Below are 18,328 nucleotides of genomic sequence, written 5' to 3'. Positions count from 1 at the left end.
CCTGAGTTAAAGGTCGTGCCAGCTAGCCTGCGCCAGCTGCAGTAAGGTGTCATCCTGGCTCTGCTCGGCACGCAGCTGATACCAGCTGGCCATCAACAGCTGCAGCCACGGTTGCCAGCGCTGCATCTGGCACGCCAGTGCTGGCTTATCCAGTTGCGCGCGCGCGGCGTAATCGGCAATCCACGCAGAACGCGTATCGCCATCAACCGCACACACCGCCGCCAGCTCCAGCGCCACGTCACCGTCGGCGGCATATTCCCAGTCGATTAGGCGTAAACCTTCCGGCGTGGCAATCAGGTTGCCGGCGTGGACATCCATATGCAGCGGCGCCAGGCGCAGCGGCTGCGGTTCGCCCTGTTGTAATAAGCGTTGCAGACGACGCTGCCAGCGCCAGTGACGCTGCCGGCAAAGCTGCCAATAGCGCTGTAGCAGCGGCGCTAAGCGTAAACGGTAGCCGGTGAGCGGCTGTTGATGCAGACGCTGCAGCAGCGCCACAATCGCCTGCCGCTGCGCGTTAAACTGCGCGGAAGTGAGCACCTCGCCCGGCATCCAGCTTTGCAGCAGCCAGGGATGGCGCCACGCCAGCGGCTGCGGCCCCAGCTGTGCATGCCGCAGTTGCTGCAGAATGCGGTATTCGCGCTGGCGATCGACAAACGGGATCGGCTGCGGCGGCGCACGTCTCGCCAGCAATTCGCCCTGCGGCATCTGCACGCGCACGCTTTGCCCGCTCAGTCCCGGCAGCGCGAAAAAATGACCGGCAGCTTGCGCCGTCGGCCATTGTTGCTGAAGCAGGTTTTGCAGCTGGGGATCAGGGTTGAGCAACACCGTTTCCTGACCAGATGATTTCACCGGTTTGTACCAGCATCAGCTGCATTTGCAGCGTCGGTGATTTCACATCGCCCTGCGCATTGCTGTAGAGCACATACTGCGCGTTAACGTTGCGCGCCAGGCCAATCGCTTTACTGCGCGAGTTGAGGCTGTCATCCGGCGACAAGCCCAGCGTTTGCTTGGCCTGCGCCAGCTGTTCTGGGGTGATCAGCGTGAACTTGCCGTTGTTGGCCAGCGCATTTTGAATCGCGTCGGTGGCTTTATCGGTTTGCAGCGCGCCATTAGTACTGTTCTTGATGCGATCCACCAGCAGCACGCTGCCCGGATTTACGCCTGAAGATTGCACCATCTTACCGACCAACGGCTGGACGCTGGCATCCCAGTTAATGGTTTTCAGCTTTGGTGGCTGCGGCACGGTTTGCGGCGGCGGCACTGGCTGCGGCGTAGGTTCAACCGGCTGAGTGGGCGTGGTCGGCTGCGTGGGTTCTACCGGTGCCGGCGTCTGTTGTTGCACCACACAACCGGTGAGCATTAGCGCAAATAACAACGCGCCCGAACGTTTTACACTGCGAATCACAGCTTACTCCTCAAAGATAAAGATAGAGACGCACCTTACTGGCGGTCGGATTGCCCATTTGTGAGGCCACTTCTACGCTGCCGTGTGCCGGAACGATTTGGCTTTGCGCCGGCTCTTCCGGCGTGATTTCCAATCCTTTGTCGTCGTACCAATAGAAACGATAGTGCACTTTCACTGGCGTTTCACGCTGGTTGTACAACATGCTCATGGCACGCTGCTGACCATCTTGTTCGGTCAACTTCGGATCATCGGTAATAATGCCCGCGGATAACACCGCCGATTCCATCACCAGCGACTGCGAGGTATTAATCATCGGCTTATCGCTGCTGCAACCTGCAAGGGTCAGCAACAGCAAGCCACTCAGCCATTGACGCATCACGTTGTCCGCCTGAGTTAGCTGGCCAGCATCGGGCCCAGCGGCTGACCGCCAACCAAATGCATATGGATGTGGTAAACCTCCTGACCGCCATGGCTGTTGCAGTTGATGATCAGACGATAGCCATCTTCGGCAATGCCTTCATCACGGGCAATTTTGGCGGCCACGGTGATCATCCGGCCCAGCGCCTGCTCGTGTGCGGGCTGCGCATCATTGGCGGTGGGAATCAATACGTTGGGGATGATCAAGATATGGGTAGGCGCTTTCGGCGCGATATCACGGAAGGCGGTGACCAGTTCGTCCTGATAAACCACGTCGGCGGGAATCTCGCGACGGATGATTTTACTGAAAATGGTTTCTTCAGCCATGGTGCATTTCCTTAAGCCTGAGTTCAGTCAGGCAGTATGCGTGAGGAATTCCATTTCTTTCAACCTCAGGACCACAATTCCTGCATTAAATGGCTGCCTTTAAGCCGTTTTCTCACTTCGCCACGCATTGTGCTGCAGCTCGCATTTCTAACCTCTCATTAACCACAAAAATGAAACGCTGTTTTATAAATTAGAGATATCACGCCTTTTTCTTTGTGATTTTGCCACTCACCTGCAGGTCATTGCGAAATCACGAAGGTTTGCCAGCTTAAGCCGCTCTACTTTCAATCCAATCCGCGCAAGTTGTACGGAGTGATGAGGGATGTGTTTACCGACTAATTCAAGGAGAACCTGCCATGCGCTCTCGTAAGATTGGCCTGGGCCATTATCTGGCCTATGGGTCCGGGGATTTCCTCGGTGCAGGCACCACGGCGCTAACCGCCGCCTGGCTGCTCTACTTTTACACCACCTTTTGTGGGCTCTCGCCGATTCAGGCGACCTTCATTTTCGCTGCCGCCCGCGTGCTGGATGCGGTGGTGAGCCCGCTAATGGGTTTCCTGACCGATAACTTTGGTTCGACCTGGCTCGGTAAGCGCTTTGGCCGCCGCAAATTTTTTATCCTGCTCGGTATTCCGTGCGTGTTCAGCTACAGCCTGATGTGGGTTGGCGACATGAGTTTTTGGTGGTATCTGCTGACTTATCTGCTGTTCGATATGGTCTACACCATGATTCTGGTGCCTTACGAAACGCTGGTGCCGGAGATGACCGATGATTTCAAACAGAAAACCCGCTTCTCTGGCGCGCGTATTGGCCTGGCGCAGCTGTCGGCCATTCTGGCAGCGTTCCTGCCGGGCATACTGATTGGCTGGTTTGGCAAAGAGAATCCGATCTCCTTCTTCTATGCCAGCCTGGTGTTCTCGGTGATTTGTGCGCTGGTGTTAACGTTGGTGTGGCTGTTTACCTGGGAACGCGATCCCGACGATTTCTCTGCCGAATCGCGCCGCGCCGAGCAGGAAAAATCACAGCTGACCTTGCTACAAAGCCTGAAGCGCCTCTACACCGAGCTGGCCTCAACGCTGCGCATTCGTATTTTCCGTCAGCATCTGGGCATGTATCTCGGCGGCTATATCGCGCAGGACGTGTTTAACGCGGTGTTCACCTGGTATGTGGTGTTTGTGCTGATGCAAAGCGCGCAGATCGCCTCCAACCTGATGGGCACCATGGCGGTGATGCAGTTTATTGCGGTGATGGCGATGATTCCGCTGTGTATCCGCCTTGGGCCTGCGCCCGCGTATCGTATGGTGGTGGTGCTGTTTGGGCTTAGCGCCCTCTCCTACGCCGGATTGTGGTACACCGGCATGAACGACAACTTCGCTCTGCTGGTACTGATTTCCGGTCTTGCCGGTCTTGGTCGCGGCGGCATCAACTATGTGCCGTGGAATACTTACACCTATATCGCTGACGTCGATGAAGTGATTACCGGCCAACGTCGCGAAGGCATTTTTGCCGGCATCATGACGCTGACGCGCAAAGCCTCGCAAGCGGGTGCGGTGATGTTCGTCGGTATCGTGTTGCAGCTGGCGGGCTTCTCTTCCGGCCAGGCCACGCAGGTGCCGGCTGTCGGCCATACCATTCTGGCGATCCTCAGCGTGGGCACGCTCTGTGTGCTGGCCTGCGGCTTCATTATTTCACTGCGCTTTAAACTCAATCTGCAAACCCACACCGTGCTGCGCGAAGAGACGTTGAAAATGCGCGAAGCCGGACGCGTGGTGCCAGAGCGTATTTCGCCACAGGCGCGTGACGTGGTCGAAATGCTGGCGGGCATGCCGTATGAAAATCTGTGGGGCAATAACAACGTCGGGTATCTCAACCGTCATAAGCCTGCCGCACCGCCGCTGCCGACGCAGCCACGATCTTTACCTTCTCTCTCTACCCTGATTAACGATAGGAATGAACCATGACTGTATTTCCTGTAAAGCACAGCGCGTTACTGCGCCAGCCTGAATATCTGTTGCCACGCACTGAGCTGGTGCAATTGATTCAGCGGCTAACCCATAATCTGGTGAATATTACCGATCACAGCGGCGAGTTTTTGCTGCGCCTCGATGATGGCCGCGTGATCGATACCAAAGGCTGGGCTGGTTGGGAGTGGACGCACGGCATCGGTCTGTACGGCATGCTGCACTACTATCAGCAAACCGGCGATCAAGCGACGCTGAAGATTATCGATGACTGGTTCAGCACGCGCCTGGCGGAAGGTACGCCAACCAAGAACGTCAATACCGTCTGCCCGTTCCTGACGCTGGCATATCGCTATGAAGAGACGCGCAATGCCGCGTGGCGACCGGTGCTGGAGCGTTGGGCTGAATGGGTGATGTATGAGATGCCACGCACCGAGCAAGGCGGCTTGCAGCACATCGTCTACAACAACGAAAACACCCAGCAGCTGTGGGATGACACCTTGATGATGAGCGTGATGGCGCTGGCGAAGATTGGCCAGCTGCTGGATCGTCCTGAGTTTGTCGAAGAAGCCAGTTATCAGTTCCTGATTCATACCCAATATTTGATGGATCGCCAAACCGGTTTGTGGTTCCACGGCTGGACGTTTGAGGGGCGGCACAATTTTGCCAATGCACGTTGGGCGCGCGGCAACAGCTGGCTGACTATCGTTATTCCTGATTTCCTCGAGATGATGAACTGGCCGGAACAGCACGCCACGCGGCGTTTCCTGCAGCAGGTGCTGGAGAGTCAGGTGAAGGCGCTGAGCGCCTGTCAGCATAGCAGCGGTTTGTGGCACACCTTGCTCGACGATCCCAACAGTTATCCGGAAGCCTCCGCCACCGCCGGTTTCGCCTATGGCATTCTTAAAGCGGTGCGCAAACATTATCTTTCGCCCGAATATTTGCCGCTGGTGGAGAAAGCGTTGCGCGGCGTGATCGGCAATATCGATGAGGATGGGGAATTGAAGCAGGTGTCGTTCGGAACAGCGATGGGCAGCGATCTCGAGTATTACCGCCAAATCCCGCTCACCTCAATGCCGTATGGTCAGGCCATGGCGCTGCTGTGTTTGACGGAGTATTTGCGGGTTTATTTATAGCAAAAAACCCTCGTCTGAGGGTTTAACTACTTACGCTGGAAGAGGCGTCAGATCGTAAAGTCGCCATAAACCGTCCCTGGGGCTCGGCCCGCGACATCCTTGTCGCGGGACGCTTTACTCCTCTGCCGCCTCTTCCTGCTCTCAACGCATGTGCGTGCTGTCAGAACAGACGATTACATGCTGCGGATATAATCATCCATTTCGGTTTTCAGGTTATCGGACTTGGTGCCGAAAATCGCCTGAACGCCTGAACCTGCTACCACCACACCACGTGCGCCGAGGCTTTTCAGTTCAGCCTGATCAACCTTGCCGACATCCGCCACGCTGACACGCAGACGCGTGATACAGGCATCAAGGTTAGTGATGTTCTCTTTACCACCAAACGCGGTAACCAGTTTACCCGCCATTTCGCTGCCGGTTGCGCTGCTCTGCTCCATCGCGGTCTCCTCACGGCCAGGGGTTTTCAGATTCAGTTTCACAATCAGGAAACGGAATACGGTGTAGTAAATCAGGCCGTAGATGATACCCACAATCGGGAACAACCAGATTTTGCTGCTGTTACCGCTCAACACGATAAAGTCGATCAAACCGTGTGAGAAGCTGGTGCCATCACGCATCCCCAGCAGAATACAGATTGGGAAGGCCAGACCTGCCAGAATCGCGTGGATCACATACAGAATCGGCGCCACGAACATGAAGGCAAACTCGATTGGCTCGGTGATACCGGTCAGGAACGAGGTCAGCGCGGCGGAGATCATAATACCGCCCACTTTGGCCCGGTTTTCTGGTTTAGCCGTATGCCAAATCGCAATCGCTGCCGCTGGCAAACCGTACATTTTGAACAGGAAGCCGCCAGACAATTTACCTGCGGTTGGGTCGCCTGCCATGTAACGTGGGATATCACCGTGGAATACCTGACCTGCGGCATTGGTGAACTCACCAATTTGCATCTGGAAAGGGACGTTCCAGATATGGTGCAGACCAAACGGCACCAGCGAACGCTCAATCAGACCGTACAGTCCAAAGGCGACGACTGGGTTTTGATAGGCTGCCCATTGTGAGAATTCCTGAATCGCCGTACCGATTGGCGGCCAAATGAATGACAGCACCACACCGGTGAAAATCGCCGCCAGACCGGAGATGATCGGCACAAAGCGCTTGCCGGCAAAAAAGCCGAGATACTCAGGCAGTTTGATGCGATAGAAGCGGTTAAACATATAGGCCGCGATGGAACCGGCGATGATTCCGCCGAGCACACCGGTATCTGCAAGATGCTTAGCCTCAATTTCTCCGGCAGGCATATGCAGCACCAGCGGTGCAACCACCGCCATGGTTTTCACCATGATGCCGTAGGCAACCACGGCCGCCAGCGCGGAAACGCCGTCGTTATTGGTAAAGCCAAGCGCCACACCGATCGCAAAGATCAGCGGCATATTGGCAAATACCGAACCACCCGCTTCGGCCATGACGTGGGAAACCACTTCCGGCAGCCAGCTGAAGTTTGCAGAACCAACACCTAACAAAATACCGGCAATCGGCAGAACCGATACCGGCAACATCAGCGATTTACCTACTTTCTGCAGGTTCGCAAATGCGTTCTTGAACATAGAAACTCCTGAGTATGAGTGCAATTTTTTGCGCAGTGCGCATGGCTTAGGGGGAGGATCCTTCGCCGGGGTGACGCTGAGCGTCTTTTGATTTATTACGAAGAGTAAAATAAATCGCTAATTGTTAAATTGACGGCCATCACATTTCGCTAAGGAGGCCCCTTTCCTTTCAGTCATTTCTTACTGACTTGCGCTAATAAACAGCAATAAATCACTGCCTGCGTCCCGTAAGACGCAGTGCAGTTGAATGATTTCTGATTAATTACAGCGTTTGAAATAAAGCGTTTAGCCGCCGAGACGACTCATCGGGATGTGGAACAGGCGGGAGAAATTTTCGGTGGTAGTAGCGGCGAGGGTTTCGATATCAACGCCTTTTAACACCGCCATGTAATCCGCCACATCACGCGTAAACGCTGGCTGATTCTCTTTACCACGGTGCGGTACCGGCGCCAGATACGGCGAATCGGTTTCCACCAGCATACGATCAAGCGGCACGTAGCGCGCCGCATCGCGGATCTGTTCGGCGTTGCGGAAAGTCAGAATGCCGGAGAAAGAGATATAAAAACCGAGATCGAGCAATTTGGCGGCGGTCTCTTTATCTTCGGTAAAACAGTGCAGCACGCCGCCGCACTTCTCTACCTGCTCTTCGCGCAGAATCGCCAGCGTGTCTTCACGCGCATCACGCGTGTGCACGATGATCGGTTTATTTAACGCAATGCCGGTACGAATGTGCTCACGAAACGAAGCTTGTTGCTGCGCTTTGGTTTCCTGCTGATAGAAATAGTCCAGCCCGGTTTCACCCAGCGCGACCACGCGATCCTCTGCGGCCAGACGGCGGAACTCTTCGACGTCGTACGGCGCTTCCTGATTAAGCGGATGGACGCCACAAGCCAGCGCGACGTTTTCACGATCGCCTACCAGCTGTTTGATTTTGTAGTAATCCGGCAAGGTGGTGGCAATCGCCAGCATAAACTTCACATCGCGCGCCGCCGCTTTGGCGATGACATCATCCAGATCGCGATGGTGCTTTTCATAATCGAGGCCATCCAGATGGCAGTGGGAATCGACAATAAACATAGAGCTCTCTTTTTGCTTAGCCGACCGTTGCCGGAGTCAGTGAACGTCCCCAGGCGAGTAAACGATCGGTCAACATTAATTCACGGTTGAGTGCGGCGACATGCAACAGCTGTTCGCGACACTGCATCCATTGCTGCGCGCTGCTGTTAAGCGCACTGCTGTTCATTCTTTGCGCCAACTGTGTGACCACATCCGGATGATCGCCGTTGCTCAGCCACTGACTTGCGCCCTGCTGCACTTTCATCGCATCCACCAGCAGTGAAATCAGCCAGCTGAGACGTACGGCCACATCTTCACTGTTTAGCGCGGGTAACAGCTGCAGCACATCGCCGTTGAGCGCTTTAATCAGCGTTTCACACAACGTTTCACGCGCCTGCCAGTACTCGGGCTGCAACAGCGTCAAGGCGGCGGCAGGTGCGCCATTACTCAAACGCAAGGCAGCGCGCAGCTTCTCTTCCGGCTGCGGTTGCTGTTTCTGCAGCCATTGCAGGCTATGCGCCTCTTCCGGCGGCGACAGATGCCACGTCATGCAGCGACTGCGCAGCGTAGCCAGCAGGCGTGAAGGTTCGCGCACGCTGAGGAAAAACCAGCAATTGGCCGGTGGCTCTTCTAGCGTTTTCAATAATGCGTTGGCGGCGGCTTCCGTGAGCTGCGCGGCATCGGGCAACCAAACGATTTTTGCACCACCTTGCTGGGCAAAGTGATACAGCTTTTCAGTGACGTCACGTACCGCATCAATACCAAGCGAGGTTTTCCCCTTTTCGGCTTCCAGGCGATACCAATCGGGATGCGTGTGCGCCTGCATTAACTGGCAGCCGTGGCAATGGCCGCAGCTTTTCAATCCTTCCGGCTGCAAACACATCAACCAACGGCTCACGCCCCAGATCAGCGCATCGTCACCCATACCTTCAATGGCTTGTACCAGCAAGGCGTGATGCGCCTGGCCGCTTTGATGGCGGGCGATAATTTGTCGATAAGGCTGATTCAGCCACGGATACCAATTCATGCGGATTGGCCTGCCAGCCAGCTACGCAAGGTGCTTTGAAGTGACAATGTCACGTCCGCAATGTTTTGCGTCGCATCAATGGTGAGGATCGAGGGATCCTGAGCGGCTAAGGCCAGATAGCGTTCACGCGTGCGCTCAAAGAACCGCAATGATTCCTGCTCGATACGATCCAACTCGCCGCGTGCGCGTGCGCGTTGCAGGCCAATTTCTGGCGTTACGTCGAGATAAAGCGTGAGGTCGGGACGGAAATCGCCCAGCACCGCATCGCGCAGCGTGGTCATCAGCTGCGCATCCAGACCACGTCCGCCGCCCTGATAGGCTTGGGAAGAGAGATCGTGACGATCGCCCACCACCCAGGCACCGCGTGCCAGCGCCGGTTTGATGACGTTCTCTACCAGCTGCACGCGTGCCGCGTACAGCATCAGCAGCTCGGCTTTATCGGTCACCTGCTCGCCATCTATGCCCTGCTTGACCAATATACGCAATTGTTCCGCCAGCGGCGTACCGCCGGGCTCGCGCGTGAAGACGACATCATTAATGCCGTGCTCATGCAGCACGGCAACCAGCGCATCGCGTGCGGTGGTTTTGCCTGCACCTTCCAGGCCTTCAATGACGATAAACTTACTTTTCATTTTTTTCCTTCATTGCCAGCCGGTAAACCTGCACCGCTTTATTGTGGCTGGCCAGATTGGTGGTAAAGGTGTGTCCACCTTTGCCATCCGCGACAAAATAGAGGTAGTTGGTTTTTTCCGGATGCGCAGCCGCTTCCAGTGAAGCACGGCCCGGCATCGCAATCGGTCCCGGCGGCAAACCGCTAATGGTATAAGTGTTGTAGTCGGTCGGCGTTTCCAGATTTTTACGCGTTAGCGTGCCGGTGTAGCTGTCGCCCATGCCGTAAATCACTGTGGGATCGGTCTGCAGCTTCATTCCGGTCCGCAGTCGATTGATGAACACTGACGCCACGCGCGCGCGCTCTTCGCTCACGCCGGTCTCTTTCTCAATGATCGACGCCATGGTGACCATGTCCTGCGCTTTCTTATAAGGCAGATTTTCCATACGTCCCTGCCAAATCTCATCAACCAACTTGTTCATGCGCGCGTGGGCACGCTCCAGCAGCGCCACATCGCTGGTATTGGCGGTATAGAGATAGGTATCCGGATAGAAACTGCCTTCCAGCTGGCTAACATCAAGCTTAAGCGCGGCGGCAACGGTGGCAAATTGATCGTCGCTCAGCGTGTGTTTCAGGTATGGCGCTTTGCGCAGCTCGGCTAACCACTCGGTAAGACGCGAACCTTCAATAAAACGCACCGGGAACTGCGCTTCTTTACCGCTGGCCAACAGTTGCAGTAGCTGGCGCACCGTCATGCCGGTTTCCAGGCGATAGGTACCGGCTTTGAAACGTGCCAGTTCCGGTTCCAGTTTCAGCAGCGGCCCAAACCAGATACTTTGCGGAATGATCTTCTGACTTTCCAGTTGCGCTTCCAGTACCACGCGACCGCTGCCAGCGGGCAAGGTGTAAATGGTTTCTTGCTGCAGTGTTAAGGGCGTATCAGCTAAACGTTCAATCTGCCAATAGCCAAAGGCGGCGGTGAGTCCTGCGACAATTACAACGCCTGCGAGAATTTTTTTCATTCGAGTCATGATGCTTCCATCGTCGGGCAACTGGCGCGCAGTTGCTGGTACAGCGAGCGTGCGGTAAATGAAACGTCGTCAATTTGTCGCACGGGTAAAACGGGCATCAGGGCGTTACATATCACCACTTCATCGGCGTTCAATACGTCGTCCCTGCTGCCATCAATCAACTGACAAGTCTGGCCATTTGCGGCCATCTGCGCCATCAGATAACGACGCATAATGCCATCCACGCCAGCCTGCTCAAGCTGCGGCGTAAAAACATTGTTGCCCTTACGCCAGAACAAATTGGCCGCACAGCATTCCACCACCGTCCCGCCAGTGTCAAGCACCAGCGCCTCGTCACCGCCCGTCTGGTCAAGATGCTGGCGAATCAGCACTTGCTCAAGGCGATTTAGGTGTTTTACGCCGGCCAGCAACGGATTGCGCGCCAGACGTATTGGGCTGGTGTGGAGCACAGCGCCCTGCTGTTGCAACGTGGCGTAATGCTGCGGCCACGGCGAGAGCGAAAGAATGCGCGTAGGTGAGTGGCAGCCTGCGCGGCTGTAACCGCGTCCGCCTGCGCCCGGCGTCACGATCACCTTCAGCACCGCCTGTGTGTGTCCCGCAGCGGCATTATGCATTTCTGTAGCGAGCTGAACTAAATCCGGCGCATCCATCATTAGCCTTGCACAGCCCTCTTTGAGCCGCTGCAGATGCGCATCCAGCATCACAACATGGCCGTTAATCACCGCGGCGGTGGTAAAGCAGCCATCACCAAATTGCACTGCGCGATCGCGTGCTGAAAGCTCGGTTTGCGGTATGCCGTTTATCCACATGCTGGCCGCCTTGATTAGCCCGGTAGAAAATATAAAAAAGGCCCGCATTGCGGGCCTCTGTATGGCTGAGGAGCGATTAAACCTTGCGGAAGATCAGCGAGCCGTTAGTGCCGCCAAATCCAAAGGAGTTACACAAGGTGTACTCCAGTCCGCTGACCTGGCGCGCCGTATGCGGCACGAAATCCAGATCGCAACCTTCGTCAGGATTGTCGAGGTTGATGGTCGGTGGAATCGCCTGGTCGCGCAGCGCCAGAATCGAATAAATCGCTTCTACTGCACCCGCCGCACCCAACAGGTGGCCAGTCATCGACTTGGTAGAGCTGACCATCACACTGTGAGCTGCCGCACCAAACACCGATTTCACCGCCTGCGCTTCCGCTTTGTCACCGGCTGGCGTCGAGGTGCCATGCGCGTTGACATAACCGATCTGCTCAGCGTTCAGCTGCGCGTCACGTAGCGCGTTAACCATCGCCGCGGCTGCACCTGAACCGTCTTCCGGAGGTGACGTCATGTGGTAAGCATCGCTGCTCATGCCGAAACCAATGATCTCAGCATAAATCTTCGCACCACGTTTCTTAGCGTGTTCGTACTCTTCCAGTACGACAATGCCAGCACCGTCACCCAACACGAAACCGTCACGATCTTTATCCCACGGACGGCTTGCCGCCTGAGGATTGTCATTACGCGTGGAGAGCGCACGAGCAGCACCAAAACCACCGACACCAAGTGGCGTACTGGCTTTCTCCGCACCACCGGCCAACATCACATCAGCATCGTTATACGCAATGATACGCGCTGCATGACCAATGTTGTGCACACCAGACGTACAGGCAGTTGCGATAGAGATGCTTGGACCTTTCAGGCCGTACATGATGGTGAGATGACCAGCAACCATGTTGACGATGGTTGAAGGCACGAAGAATGGGCTGATTTTGCGCGGTCCACCGTTGACCAGCGAGCTGTGGTTATCTTCGATTAAACCCAGTCCGCCAATACCAGAACCGATTGCCGCACCAATGCGACCAGCATTCTCATCGGTTACGACCAGACCGGAGTCTGCCATAGCCTGAATACCAGCAACGATGCCGTATTGGATGAAGTCATCCATCTTGCGCTGATCTTTGCGCGAGATGAAATCATCGCAATTAAAATCTCTTACTAAGCCCGCAAAACGCGTTGCGTAGGCACTAGTATCAAAATGGTCGATCAGGCTAATGCCGCTCTGACCGGCAAGGAGAGCACTCCAGGTAGACTCTACGGTATTGCCGACAGGAGACAACATGCCAAGACCAGTCACAACTACACGACGCTTAGACACGCACGTCCTCCAGGGAGGGAAAAAATAACGCTATGTGGGGCAAACATAAAACTCAGGCGGTCGAGGTGACCGCCTGAAGATATTCATTAACCTTGATGGCTAGTGATGTAGTCGATCGCTGCCTGAACGGTAGTGATTTTCTCAGCTTCTTCGTCTGGAATTTCAGTATCAAACTCTTCTTCCAGAGCCATTACCAGCTCAACGGTGTCAAGAGAATCTGCACCAAGGTCTTCAACGAAAGAAGCAGTGTTAATCACTTCGTCTTCTTTAACACCCAGCTGCTCAGCTACGATTTTCTTAACGCGTTGTTCGATATCGCTCATACTATTTAATTTCCTATCAAAACTCGCTTTCGCGATGGTTTTCGTAGTGTATAAAATGTTGAAAAAGATGCAACAAAATCCCGGCTGGTCGAACCACGATTTTGCGTTATTCTGCGGTGTTTACCGTAGATAAAGCAAATGTTTTCGTGATTATCAGACCATGTACATGCCGCCATTGACATGAAGCGTTTCACCCGTGATATAGGCTGCTTCGTCAGAGGCTAAGAATGCAACAGCATTGGCAATCTCCTGCGGGTCACCTAAACGACCTGCGGGAACTTCTGCCAAAATACCCGAACGTTGATCTTCGTTCAGTGCACGCGTCATGTCCGTCTCGATAAAGCCCGGAGCCACGACGTTTACAGTAATGCCACGTGACGCAATTTCTCGCGCCAGTGATTTGCTAAAGCCAATCAAACCTGCTTTTGCAGCCGCATAGTTTGCCTGACCCGCGTTACCCATGGTCCCAACTACAGAACCGATGGTAATGATACGGCCCACGCGTTTTTTCATCATGGCACGCATAACCGCCTTAGAAAGACGGAAGACAGATGTCAGGTTGGTATCAAGGATATCCGCCCACTCATCGTCTTTCATGCGCATCAACAGATTGTCACGCGTAATGCCTGCATTATTGACTAAAATGTCCACTTCGCCAAATTCGGCGCGAACTTGTTCGAGGACGCTCTCAATTGAGGCGGCATCAGTAACGTTCAGCAGCAGGCCTTTGCCCTTGTCGCCGAGGTAAGCACTGATTGCTTCCGCACCGCTTGCACTGGTGGCGGTTCCCACCACTTTGGCACCGCGCGCAGCCAGCGTTTCCGCAATGGCGCGACCAATTCCACGGCTTGCACCGGTAACCAGCGCTACTTTACCTTCAAAGCTCATGTTTTTCCTCTTATTCCTGGGTAAGTGCAGCGCTCAGTGAAGCAGAATCGTTCACCGCAGCGGCACTCAGGCTATCCACAATACGTTTGGTCAGACCGGTCAGAACTTTACCTGGACCGACTTCCAGCAGCTGCTCAACGCCCTGCGCAGCAATAAATTCGACCGATTCGGTCCAGCGCACGGGGCTATACAGCTGACGGACCAGCGCACTTCGAATCGCAGCACCTTCAGTTTCACACTTCACGTCGACGTTATTCACCACCGGCACCGAAGGCGCATTAAAGGTGATCGCTTCGAGCGCTACTGCCAGCTTATCGGCAGCAGGTTTCATCAACGCACAGTGCGATGGCACGCTGACTGGCAGCGGCAATGCACGTTTGGCACCGGCAGCTTTACAGGCTGCACCCGCACGTTCAACCGCTTCTTTGTTGCCCGCGATAACCACCTGGCCCGGCGAGTTGAAGTTAACCGGTGAAACCACCTGGCCTTGAGCGCTCTCTTCACAGGCTTTACGGATGGATGCATCATCCAGGCCGATAATCGCCTGCATAGCGCCAGTACCTTCCGGTACCGCTTCCTGCATCAGTTTGCCGCGCAGCTCAACCAATTTAATGGCGTCAGCGAAATTCAGCACACCGGCACAAACCAGCGCCGAGTATTCACCAAGGCTGTGACCGGCCATCATGCTTGGCTGCACCGCATTTTTGCTCTGCAATACGCGATAGATGGCAACAGAAGCCGCCAGCAGCGCAGGCTGTGTCTGCCAGGTTTTATTCAATTCTTCAGCTGGTCCCTGCTGGACCAGCTGCCATAAGTCATAACCCAGTGCGTCAGAAGCTTCACGGAAAGTGGCTTCAACCTGCGGGTTTTCAGCGGCCAGCTCGGCTAACATGCCGACGGTCTGCGATCCCTGTCCTGGGAAAACATAAGCAAATTGCGTCATCTTTCGTTCCTGTCAATCAAAAGCGAACCAGCGCAGAACCCCAGGTGAAACCGCCACCAAAGGCTTCCAGCAGAATCAGTTGTCCCGGCTTGATACGGCCATCGCGCACCGCTTCGTCAAGTGCACTTGGCACTGACGCGGCCGAGGTATTACCGTGACGATCCAGCGTGACCACAACTTTCTCCATGCCCATACCGAGCTTTTTGGCGGTTGCGCTAATAATGCGCAGATTCGCCTGATGCGGCACCAGCCAGTCGAGCATTTCACGATCAAGATTGTTGGCTTGCAGAGTTTCATCCACAATGTGCGCCAGTTCAGTCACGGCCACTTTGAAGACTTCATTCCCCGCCATCGTCAGATAAGCAGGCTCATCCTGATGGGCACGATCCTGATACGGCAGCGTCAGCAGTTTGCTGTAACGGCCGTCGGCGTGCAGATGGGTAGAAAGGATGCCTGGCTCTTCGCTTTGACTCAGCACCACCGCGCCCGCGCCATCACCAAACAGAATGATGGTGCCGCGATCGTTAGGATCGAGCGTACGTGCCAGCACGTCTGCACCGATCACCAGCGCATGTTTTACCGCACCATTTTTAATGTATTGATCGGCAACGCTCAGTGCATAGGTGAAGCCCGCACAAGCAGCGGCCAAATCGAAGGCAGCGCAATCGTTAATCTCCAGCATTTGCTGGATCATGCATGCTGAACTTGGGAAGGCATGGCTGGAAGAGGTGGTCGCCACAATGATCAGGCCAATTTCGCTCGCATTCACACCCGCCATTTCCAACGCGCGCTGTGCTGCGGTGAAGCCCATAGTAGCAACGGTTTCTTCCGGAGCGGCAATACGACGCTCACGGATGCCGGTACGGGTGACAATCCACTCGTCCGTCGTCTCGACCATTTTTTCCAGATCCGCATTGGAGCGAATCTGCTCAGGCAAATAGCTGCCCGTACCGATAATTTTGGTAAACATCTACGCTTTGTCACTCCTGGCTAATACAGTGTCAAGGCGCGCCGCAATCCTTTCAGGGACTTGCTTTCGCACCGTCTGCTCTGCCTGCTCTATCGCCACGGCAAATGCACGTTGATTCGCCGCACCGTGGCTTTTGATCACTGTCCCGCGCAATCCTAACAGACAAGCGCCATTGTACTGGTCGGGGTTGAGATGGCCGAAACGCTTCGCCAGACGCTTTTGAATCCAGCGTCCCAGCAATGTTAGCCACCAGGCCCGTTTTTTTCCTTCCTCTGACGATTTAATCAGAGAGAGGAACATTCTTACCACGCCTTCCATGGTCTTCAACGTGACGTTACCAACGAAGCCATCACAAACCAGCACATCCGTCTTGCCGGTGAGGAGATCGTTCCCCTCAAGATATCCAATATAGTTGATTTGCGGTGACGCTCGCAGCACCGCAGATGCGGCGCGGATTGTTTCCAATCCTTTGGTCTCTTCCTGACCAATATTCAGCAGCGCAACACGCGGCTGGGCGATCTCCAGCACTTCTTCAGCCATCACTGCGCCCATGATCGCAAACTGCACCAGCATGGCGCTGTCGGATTCAACGTTAGCGCCGAGATCCAGCACCACCGTTTTGCCATGCTGCTGATGCGGCAACACCGTCATCAACGCCGGACGCTCAATGCCATCCAGCGGTTTTAATAGCATTTTCGCCAGGCCCATCAGTGCGCCGGTATTTCCCGCACTGACACAGGCTTGTGCTTTCCCCTCTTTGACCAACTCTAACGCCACACGCATGGAACTGCCGCGGCTGTTACGAATCGCCTGAGAAGGTTTGGCATCACTTGCAATAACCGATTCGGCAGGAATAACCTGCACACGCCTCTGTAACGAGGAATCCGCTTTGGCAAGAAATGACGAGATGATGTCGGGATCGCCGACCAGAAGAAGAACCAGCTCCGAATGAGAGGCCAGTGCCTGCAAGGCTGCAGGCACTGTCACGCAAGGACCGAAGTCCCCGCCCATGGCATCAACTGCCAGGGTCAAACGTGTCAAGGTATCGCCTTGTGTAATCGCGAGGATTACTTGGTGATAACCTTGCGACCGCGGTAGTAACCATCCGCAGTGATATGGTGACGCAGATGAGTTTCGCCAGAAACTTTATCTACTGACAGAGCAGCAGTGGTCAGCGCATCGTGTGAACGACGCATACCACGCTTAGAACGGGTTGGTTTATTCTGTTGTACGGCCATGGACCTTACTCCTATTACTTACGCTTTAAACTGGCTAATACGGCAAAGGGATTTGGTTTTTCTGCCTCTGGAGGCAATTGACCAAATACCATGTCCGCGTCGGACACTTCACAGTGTTCAGAATCATGCACCGGAACCACGGGCAGCGCGAGGATGAGCTCATCTTCGATCACTGCCAGCAAGTCGATCTCACCAAAATCATTGACATCAACTGGCTCGTAGGCTTCCGGTAGTGCCTCGGCCTGTTCATCAGAAGAGACAGGACTGAAGCAATAGCTTACGTGAACATGACGTGGAAACGACTGGTTGCAGCGTTGACATGACAGAGTCACCTGCACTTCGGCTGTTCCTTGCAGAACGGCGAGGCGCTGGTTATCAACCGCAAACGACATATCGCATTCAACTTCACTGTCCACACTCACGACCGTTTCGGCCAAGCGCGCCACCAATTCAGGTGCATAAACGCCATGATAATCAAGGCGTTTTTGCGCGGCGCGGACCGGATCGAGCGTCAGGGGTAATTTTACCTTTTGCATAGGGCGCGCATATTAACTTTGTAACGTCATAGAGTCAAAGAAAAAGGCCGGTTTACGGCATCTTTCACCCGTTAGTCGCATCCAGTGCGGCGCATAGTTTAAAATGACTGTCATCTTTACGCTATCTATTCTGAAAAAAAATGACGACACCTTTGGTTTTAGCTTCTACCTCCCCTTTTCGTCAGGCGCTGCTAAGCAAACTGGGCCTGCCTTTTATTACCGCCGCTCCCGATTGCGACGAATCCCCGCTGCCGCATGAATCAGCCTCCGAGCTGGTGCAGCGGCTGGCATTAGCCAAAGCGCAGGCGCTGGCTGCACGTTACCCGGACCGCTGGATTATCGGTTCCGATCAGGTTTGTGTATTGAATGGCGAGATAACCGGTAAACCGCATACCGTGGAGCAGGCCTGCCAGCAACTCGCGGCCGCCAGCGGTAACGCCATCACCTTTTATACCGGCCTGGCGCTTCTGCAACCGCAGAGCGACACACAATCGGTTATTTGCGAACCCTTTACCGTGCATTTCCGCGAGTTGAGTGCCGAAGAGATTCGCGGCTACGTCGAAAAGGAACAACCGCTACAATGCGCCGGCAGTTTCAAAAGCGAAGGATTGGGGATTTGTTTATTTGACAGGCTAGAAGGTCGCGATCCTAATACCTTGATTGGCTTACCGCTGATCGCGCTAAATGAGATGTTAAGAGCGGTGGGCATCAACGCATTGTGTTGAT

At 54.8% G+C, this 18,328-nt stretch carries 21 protein-coding genes; 3 read left to right on the top strand and 18 right to left on the bottom strand.

Annotated features, from left to right (window positions below):
• Nucleotides 1-6 precede the first annotated feature (6 nt).
• The 4 genes from thiK to hinT are packed head-to-tail and all read right to left on the bottom strand — an operon-like array spanning nt 7 to nt 2,149.
• A complete protein-coding gene (thiK, locus tag AAF463_RS07580) occupies nt 7-822 on the bottom strand; it encodes a thiamine kinase (protein WP_217547549.1) in 816 nt (271 codons plus the stop codon).
• Nucleotides 809-1,405, bottom strand: a complete 597-nt coding sequence (lpoB, locus tag AAF463_RS07575; protein WP_101760823.1) for a penicillin-binding protein activator LpoB — start codon at nt 1,403-1,405, stop codon at nt 809-811. Before lpoB ends, thiK begins: the two co-directional genes overlap by 14 nt.
• A gap of 10 nt (nt 1,406-1,415) precedes the next feature.
• A complete protein-coding gene (locus AAF463_RS07570; RefSeq protein WP_110865934.1) occupies nt 1,416-1,781 on the bottom strand; it encodes a YcfL family protein in 366 nt (121 codons plus the stop codon).
• A gap of 17 nt (nt 1,782-1,798) precedes the next feature.
• Nucleotides 1,799-2,149, bottom strand: coding sequence for a purine nucleoside phosphoramidase (gene hinT / locus AAF463_RS07565; RefSeq protein ID WP_101760825.1), 351 nt, complete (start codon nt 2,147-2,149; stop codon nt 1,799-1,801).
• A gap of 356 nt (nt 2,150-2,505) precedes the next feature.
• Between hinT and AAF463_RS07560 the strand changes: the two genes are divergently transcribed.
• Both AAF463_RS07560 and AAF463_RS07555 read left to right on the top strand, forming a co-directional pair.
• Nucleotides 2,506-4,110 carry an MFS transporter gene (locus AAF463_RS07560; RefSeq protein ID WP_350261800.1) on the top strand — a complete coding sequence of 535 codons (1,605 nt, stop codon included), beginning with the start codon at nt 2,506-2,508 and terminating at the stop codon, nt 4,108-4,110.
• Nucleotides 4,107-5,246 (top strand): glycoside hydrolase family 88 protein, encoded by a 1,140-nt coding sequence (locus AAF463_RS07555; RefSeq protein ID WP_350261799.1) that lies wholly within the window; start codon nt 4,107-4,109, stop codon nt 5,244-5,246. Before AAF463_RS07560 ends, AAF463_RS07555 begins: the two co-directional genes overlap by 4 nt.
• Before the next feature lie 173 nt (nt 5,247-5,419).
• Here AAF463_RS07555 and ptsG read toward each other — a convergent pair whose 3' ends face one another.
• The 14 genes from ptsG to yceD all read right to left on the bottom strand — a co-directional run bounded on the left by ptsG (nt 5,420) and on the right by yceD (nt 17,602).
• Nucleotides 5,420-6,853 (bottom strand): PTS glucose transporter subunit IIBC, encoded by a 1,434-nt coding sequence (gene ptsG, locus AAF463_RS07550; protein WP_101760828.1) that lies wholly within the window; start codon nt 6,851-6,853, stop codon nt 5,420-5,422.
• A gap of 285 nt (nt 6,854-7,138) precedes the next feature.
• On the bottom strand, nt 7,139-7,930 hold the full coding sequence (locus AAF463_RS07545) for a metal-dependent hydrolase (RefSeq protein ID WP_101760829.1): 792 nt from the start codon (nt 7,928-7,930) through the stop codon (nt 7,139-7,141).
• A gap of 16 nt (nt 7,931-7,946) precedes the next feature.
• Nucleotides 7,947-8,936, bottom strand: a complete 990-nt coding sequence (holB, locus tag AAF463_RS07540; RefSeq protein ID WP_350261798.1) for a DNA polymerase III subunit delta' — start codon at nt 8,934-8,936, stop codon at nt 7,947-7,949.
• Nucleotides 8,933-9,568 carry a dTMP kinase gene (gene tmk, locus AAF463_RS07535; RefSeq protein ID WP_350261797.1) on the bottom strand — a complete coding sequence of 212 codons (636 nt, stop codon included), beginning with the start codon at nt 9,566-9,568 and terminating at the stop codon, nt 8,933-8,935. Before tmk ends, holB begins: the two co-directional genes overlap by 4 nt.
• Complete coding sequence (gene mltG, locus AAF463_RS07530) at nt 9,558-10,577, bottom strand: endolytic transglycosylase MltG (protein WP_101760832.1); 1,020 nt, start codon at nt 10,575-10,577, stop codon at nt 9,558-9,560. Before mltG ends, tmk begins: the two co-directional genes overlap by 11 nt.
• Nucleotides 10,574-11,386 (bottom strand): aminodeoxychorismate lyase, encoded by an 813-nt coding sequence (gene pabC / locus AAF463_RS07525; RefSeq protein ID WP_217546971.1) that lies wholly within the window; start codon nt 11,384-11,386, stop codon nt 10,574-10,576. The genes mltG and pabC overlap by 4 nt, the downstream gene beginning before the upstream one ends.
• Nucleotides 11,387-11,462: 76 nt before the next feature.
• A complete protein-coding gene (gene fabF, locus AAF463_RS07520) occupies nt 11,463-12,704 on the bottom strand; it encodes a beta-ketoacyl-ACP synthase II (protein WP_101760834.1) in 1,242 nt (413 codons plus the stop codon).
• An 86-nt stretch (nt 12,705-12,790) separates the two neighbouring features.
• Complete coding sequence (gene acpP, locus AAF463_RS07515) at nt 12,791-13,027, bottom strand: acyl carrier protein (protein ID WP_101760835.1); 237 nt, start codon at nt 13,025-13,027, stop codon at nt 12,791-12,793.
• Nucleotides 13,028-13,180: 153 nt separating this feature from the next.
• A complete protein-coding gene (gene fabG / locus AAF463_RS07510) occupies nt 13,181-13,915 on the bottom strand; it encodes a 3-oxoacyl-ACP reductase FabG (protein ID WP_007885776.1) in 735 nt (244 codons plus the stop codon).
• A gap of 10 nt (nt 13,916-13,925) precedes the next feature.
• Nucleotides 13,926-14,858, bottom strand: coding sequence for an ACP S-malonyltransferase (gene fabD / locus AAF463_RS07505; RefSeq protein WP_350261796.1), 933 nt, complete (start codon nt 14,856-14,858; stop codon nt 13,926-13,928).
• Nucleotides 14,859-14,874: 16 nt separating this feature from the next.
• Complete coding sequence (locus tag AAF463_RS07500; RefSeq protein WP_110865925.1) at nt 14,875-15,828, bottom strand: beta-ketoacyl-ACP synthase III; 954 nt, start codon at nt 15,826-15,828, stop codon at nt 14,875-14,877.
• Nucleotides 15,829-16,869: a phosphate acyltransferase PlsX gene (plsX, locus tag AAF463_RS07495; RefSeq protein ID WP_008103068.1), complete on the bottom strand. Its 1,041-nt coding sequence runs from the start codon at nt 16,867-16,869 to the stop codon at nt 15,829-15,831.
• Nucleotides 16,870-16,895: 26 nt separating this feature from the next.
• Nucleotides 16,896-17,066 (bottom strand): 50S ribosomal protein L32, encoded by a 171-nt coding sequence (rpmF, locus tag AAF463_RS07490; RefSeq protein WP_007885783.1) that lies wholly within the window; start codon nt 17,064-17,066, stop codon nt 16,896-16,898.
• Nucleotides 17,067-17,080: 14 nt separating this feature from the next.
• Nucleotides 17,081-17,602: a 23S rRNA accumulation protein YceD gene (gene yceD, locus AAF463_RS07485; RefSeq protein WP_007885785.1), complete on the bottom strand. Its 522-nt coding sequence runs from the start codon at nt 17,600-17,602 to the stop codon at nt 17,081-17,083.
• A 140-nt stretch (nt 17,603-17,742) separates the two neighbouring features.
• Here yceD and AAF463_RS07480 point away from each other — a divergent pair, with 140 nt between their 5' ends.
• Entirely contained in the window at nt 17,743-18,327 is a 585-nt protein-coding gene (locus AAF463_RS07480; protein ID WP_271459927.1) for a nucleoside triphosphate pyrophosphatase, read from the top strand.
• Nucleotide 18,328: the final 1 nt, after the last annotated feature.

This window comes from Pantoea sp. BJ2 (assembly GCF_040255075.1).
Taxonomy (GTDB): domain Bacteria; phylum Pseudomonadota; class Gammaproteobacteria; order Enterobacterales; family Enterobacteriaceae; genus Pantoea; species Pantoea leporis.
The sequence above is the reverse complement of the archived record's forward strand: the minus strand, read 5'-3'. Positions and strand labels throughout refer to the sequence as shown.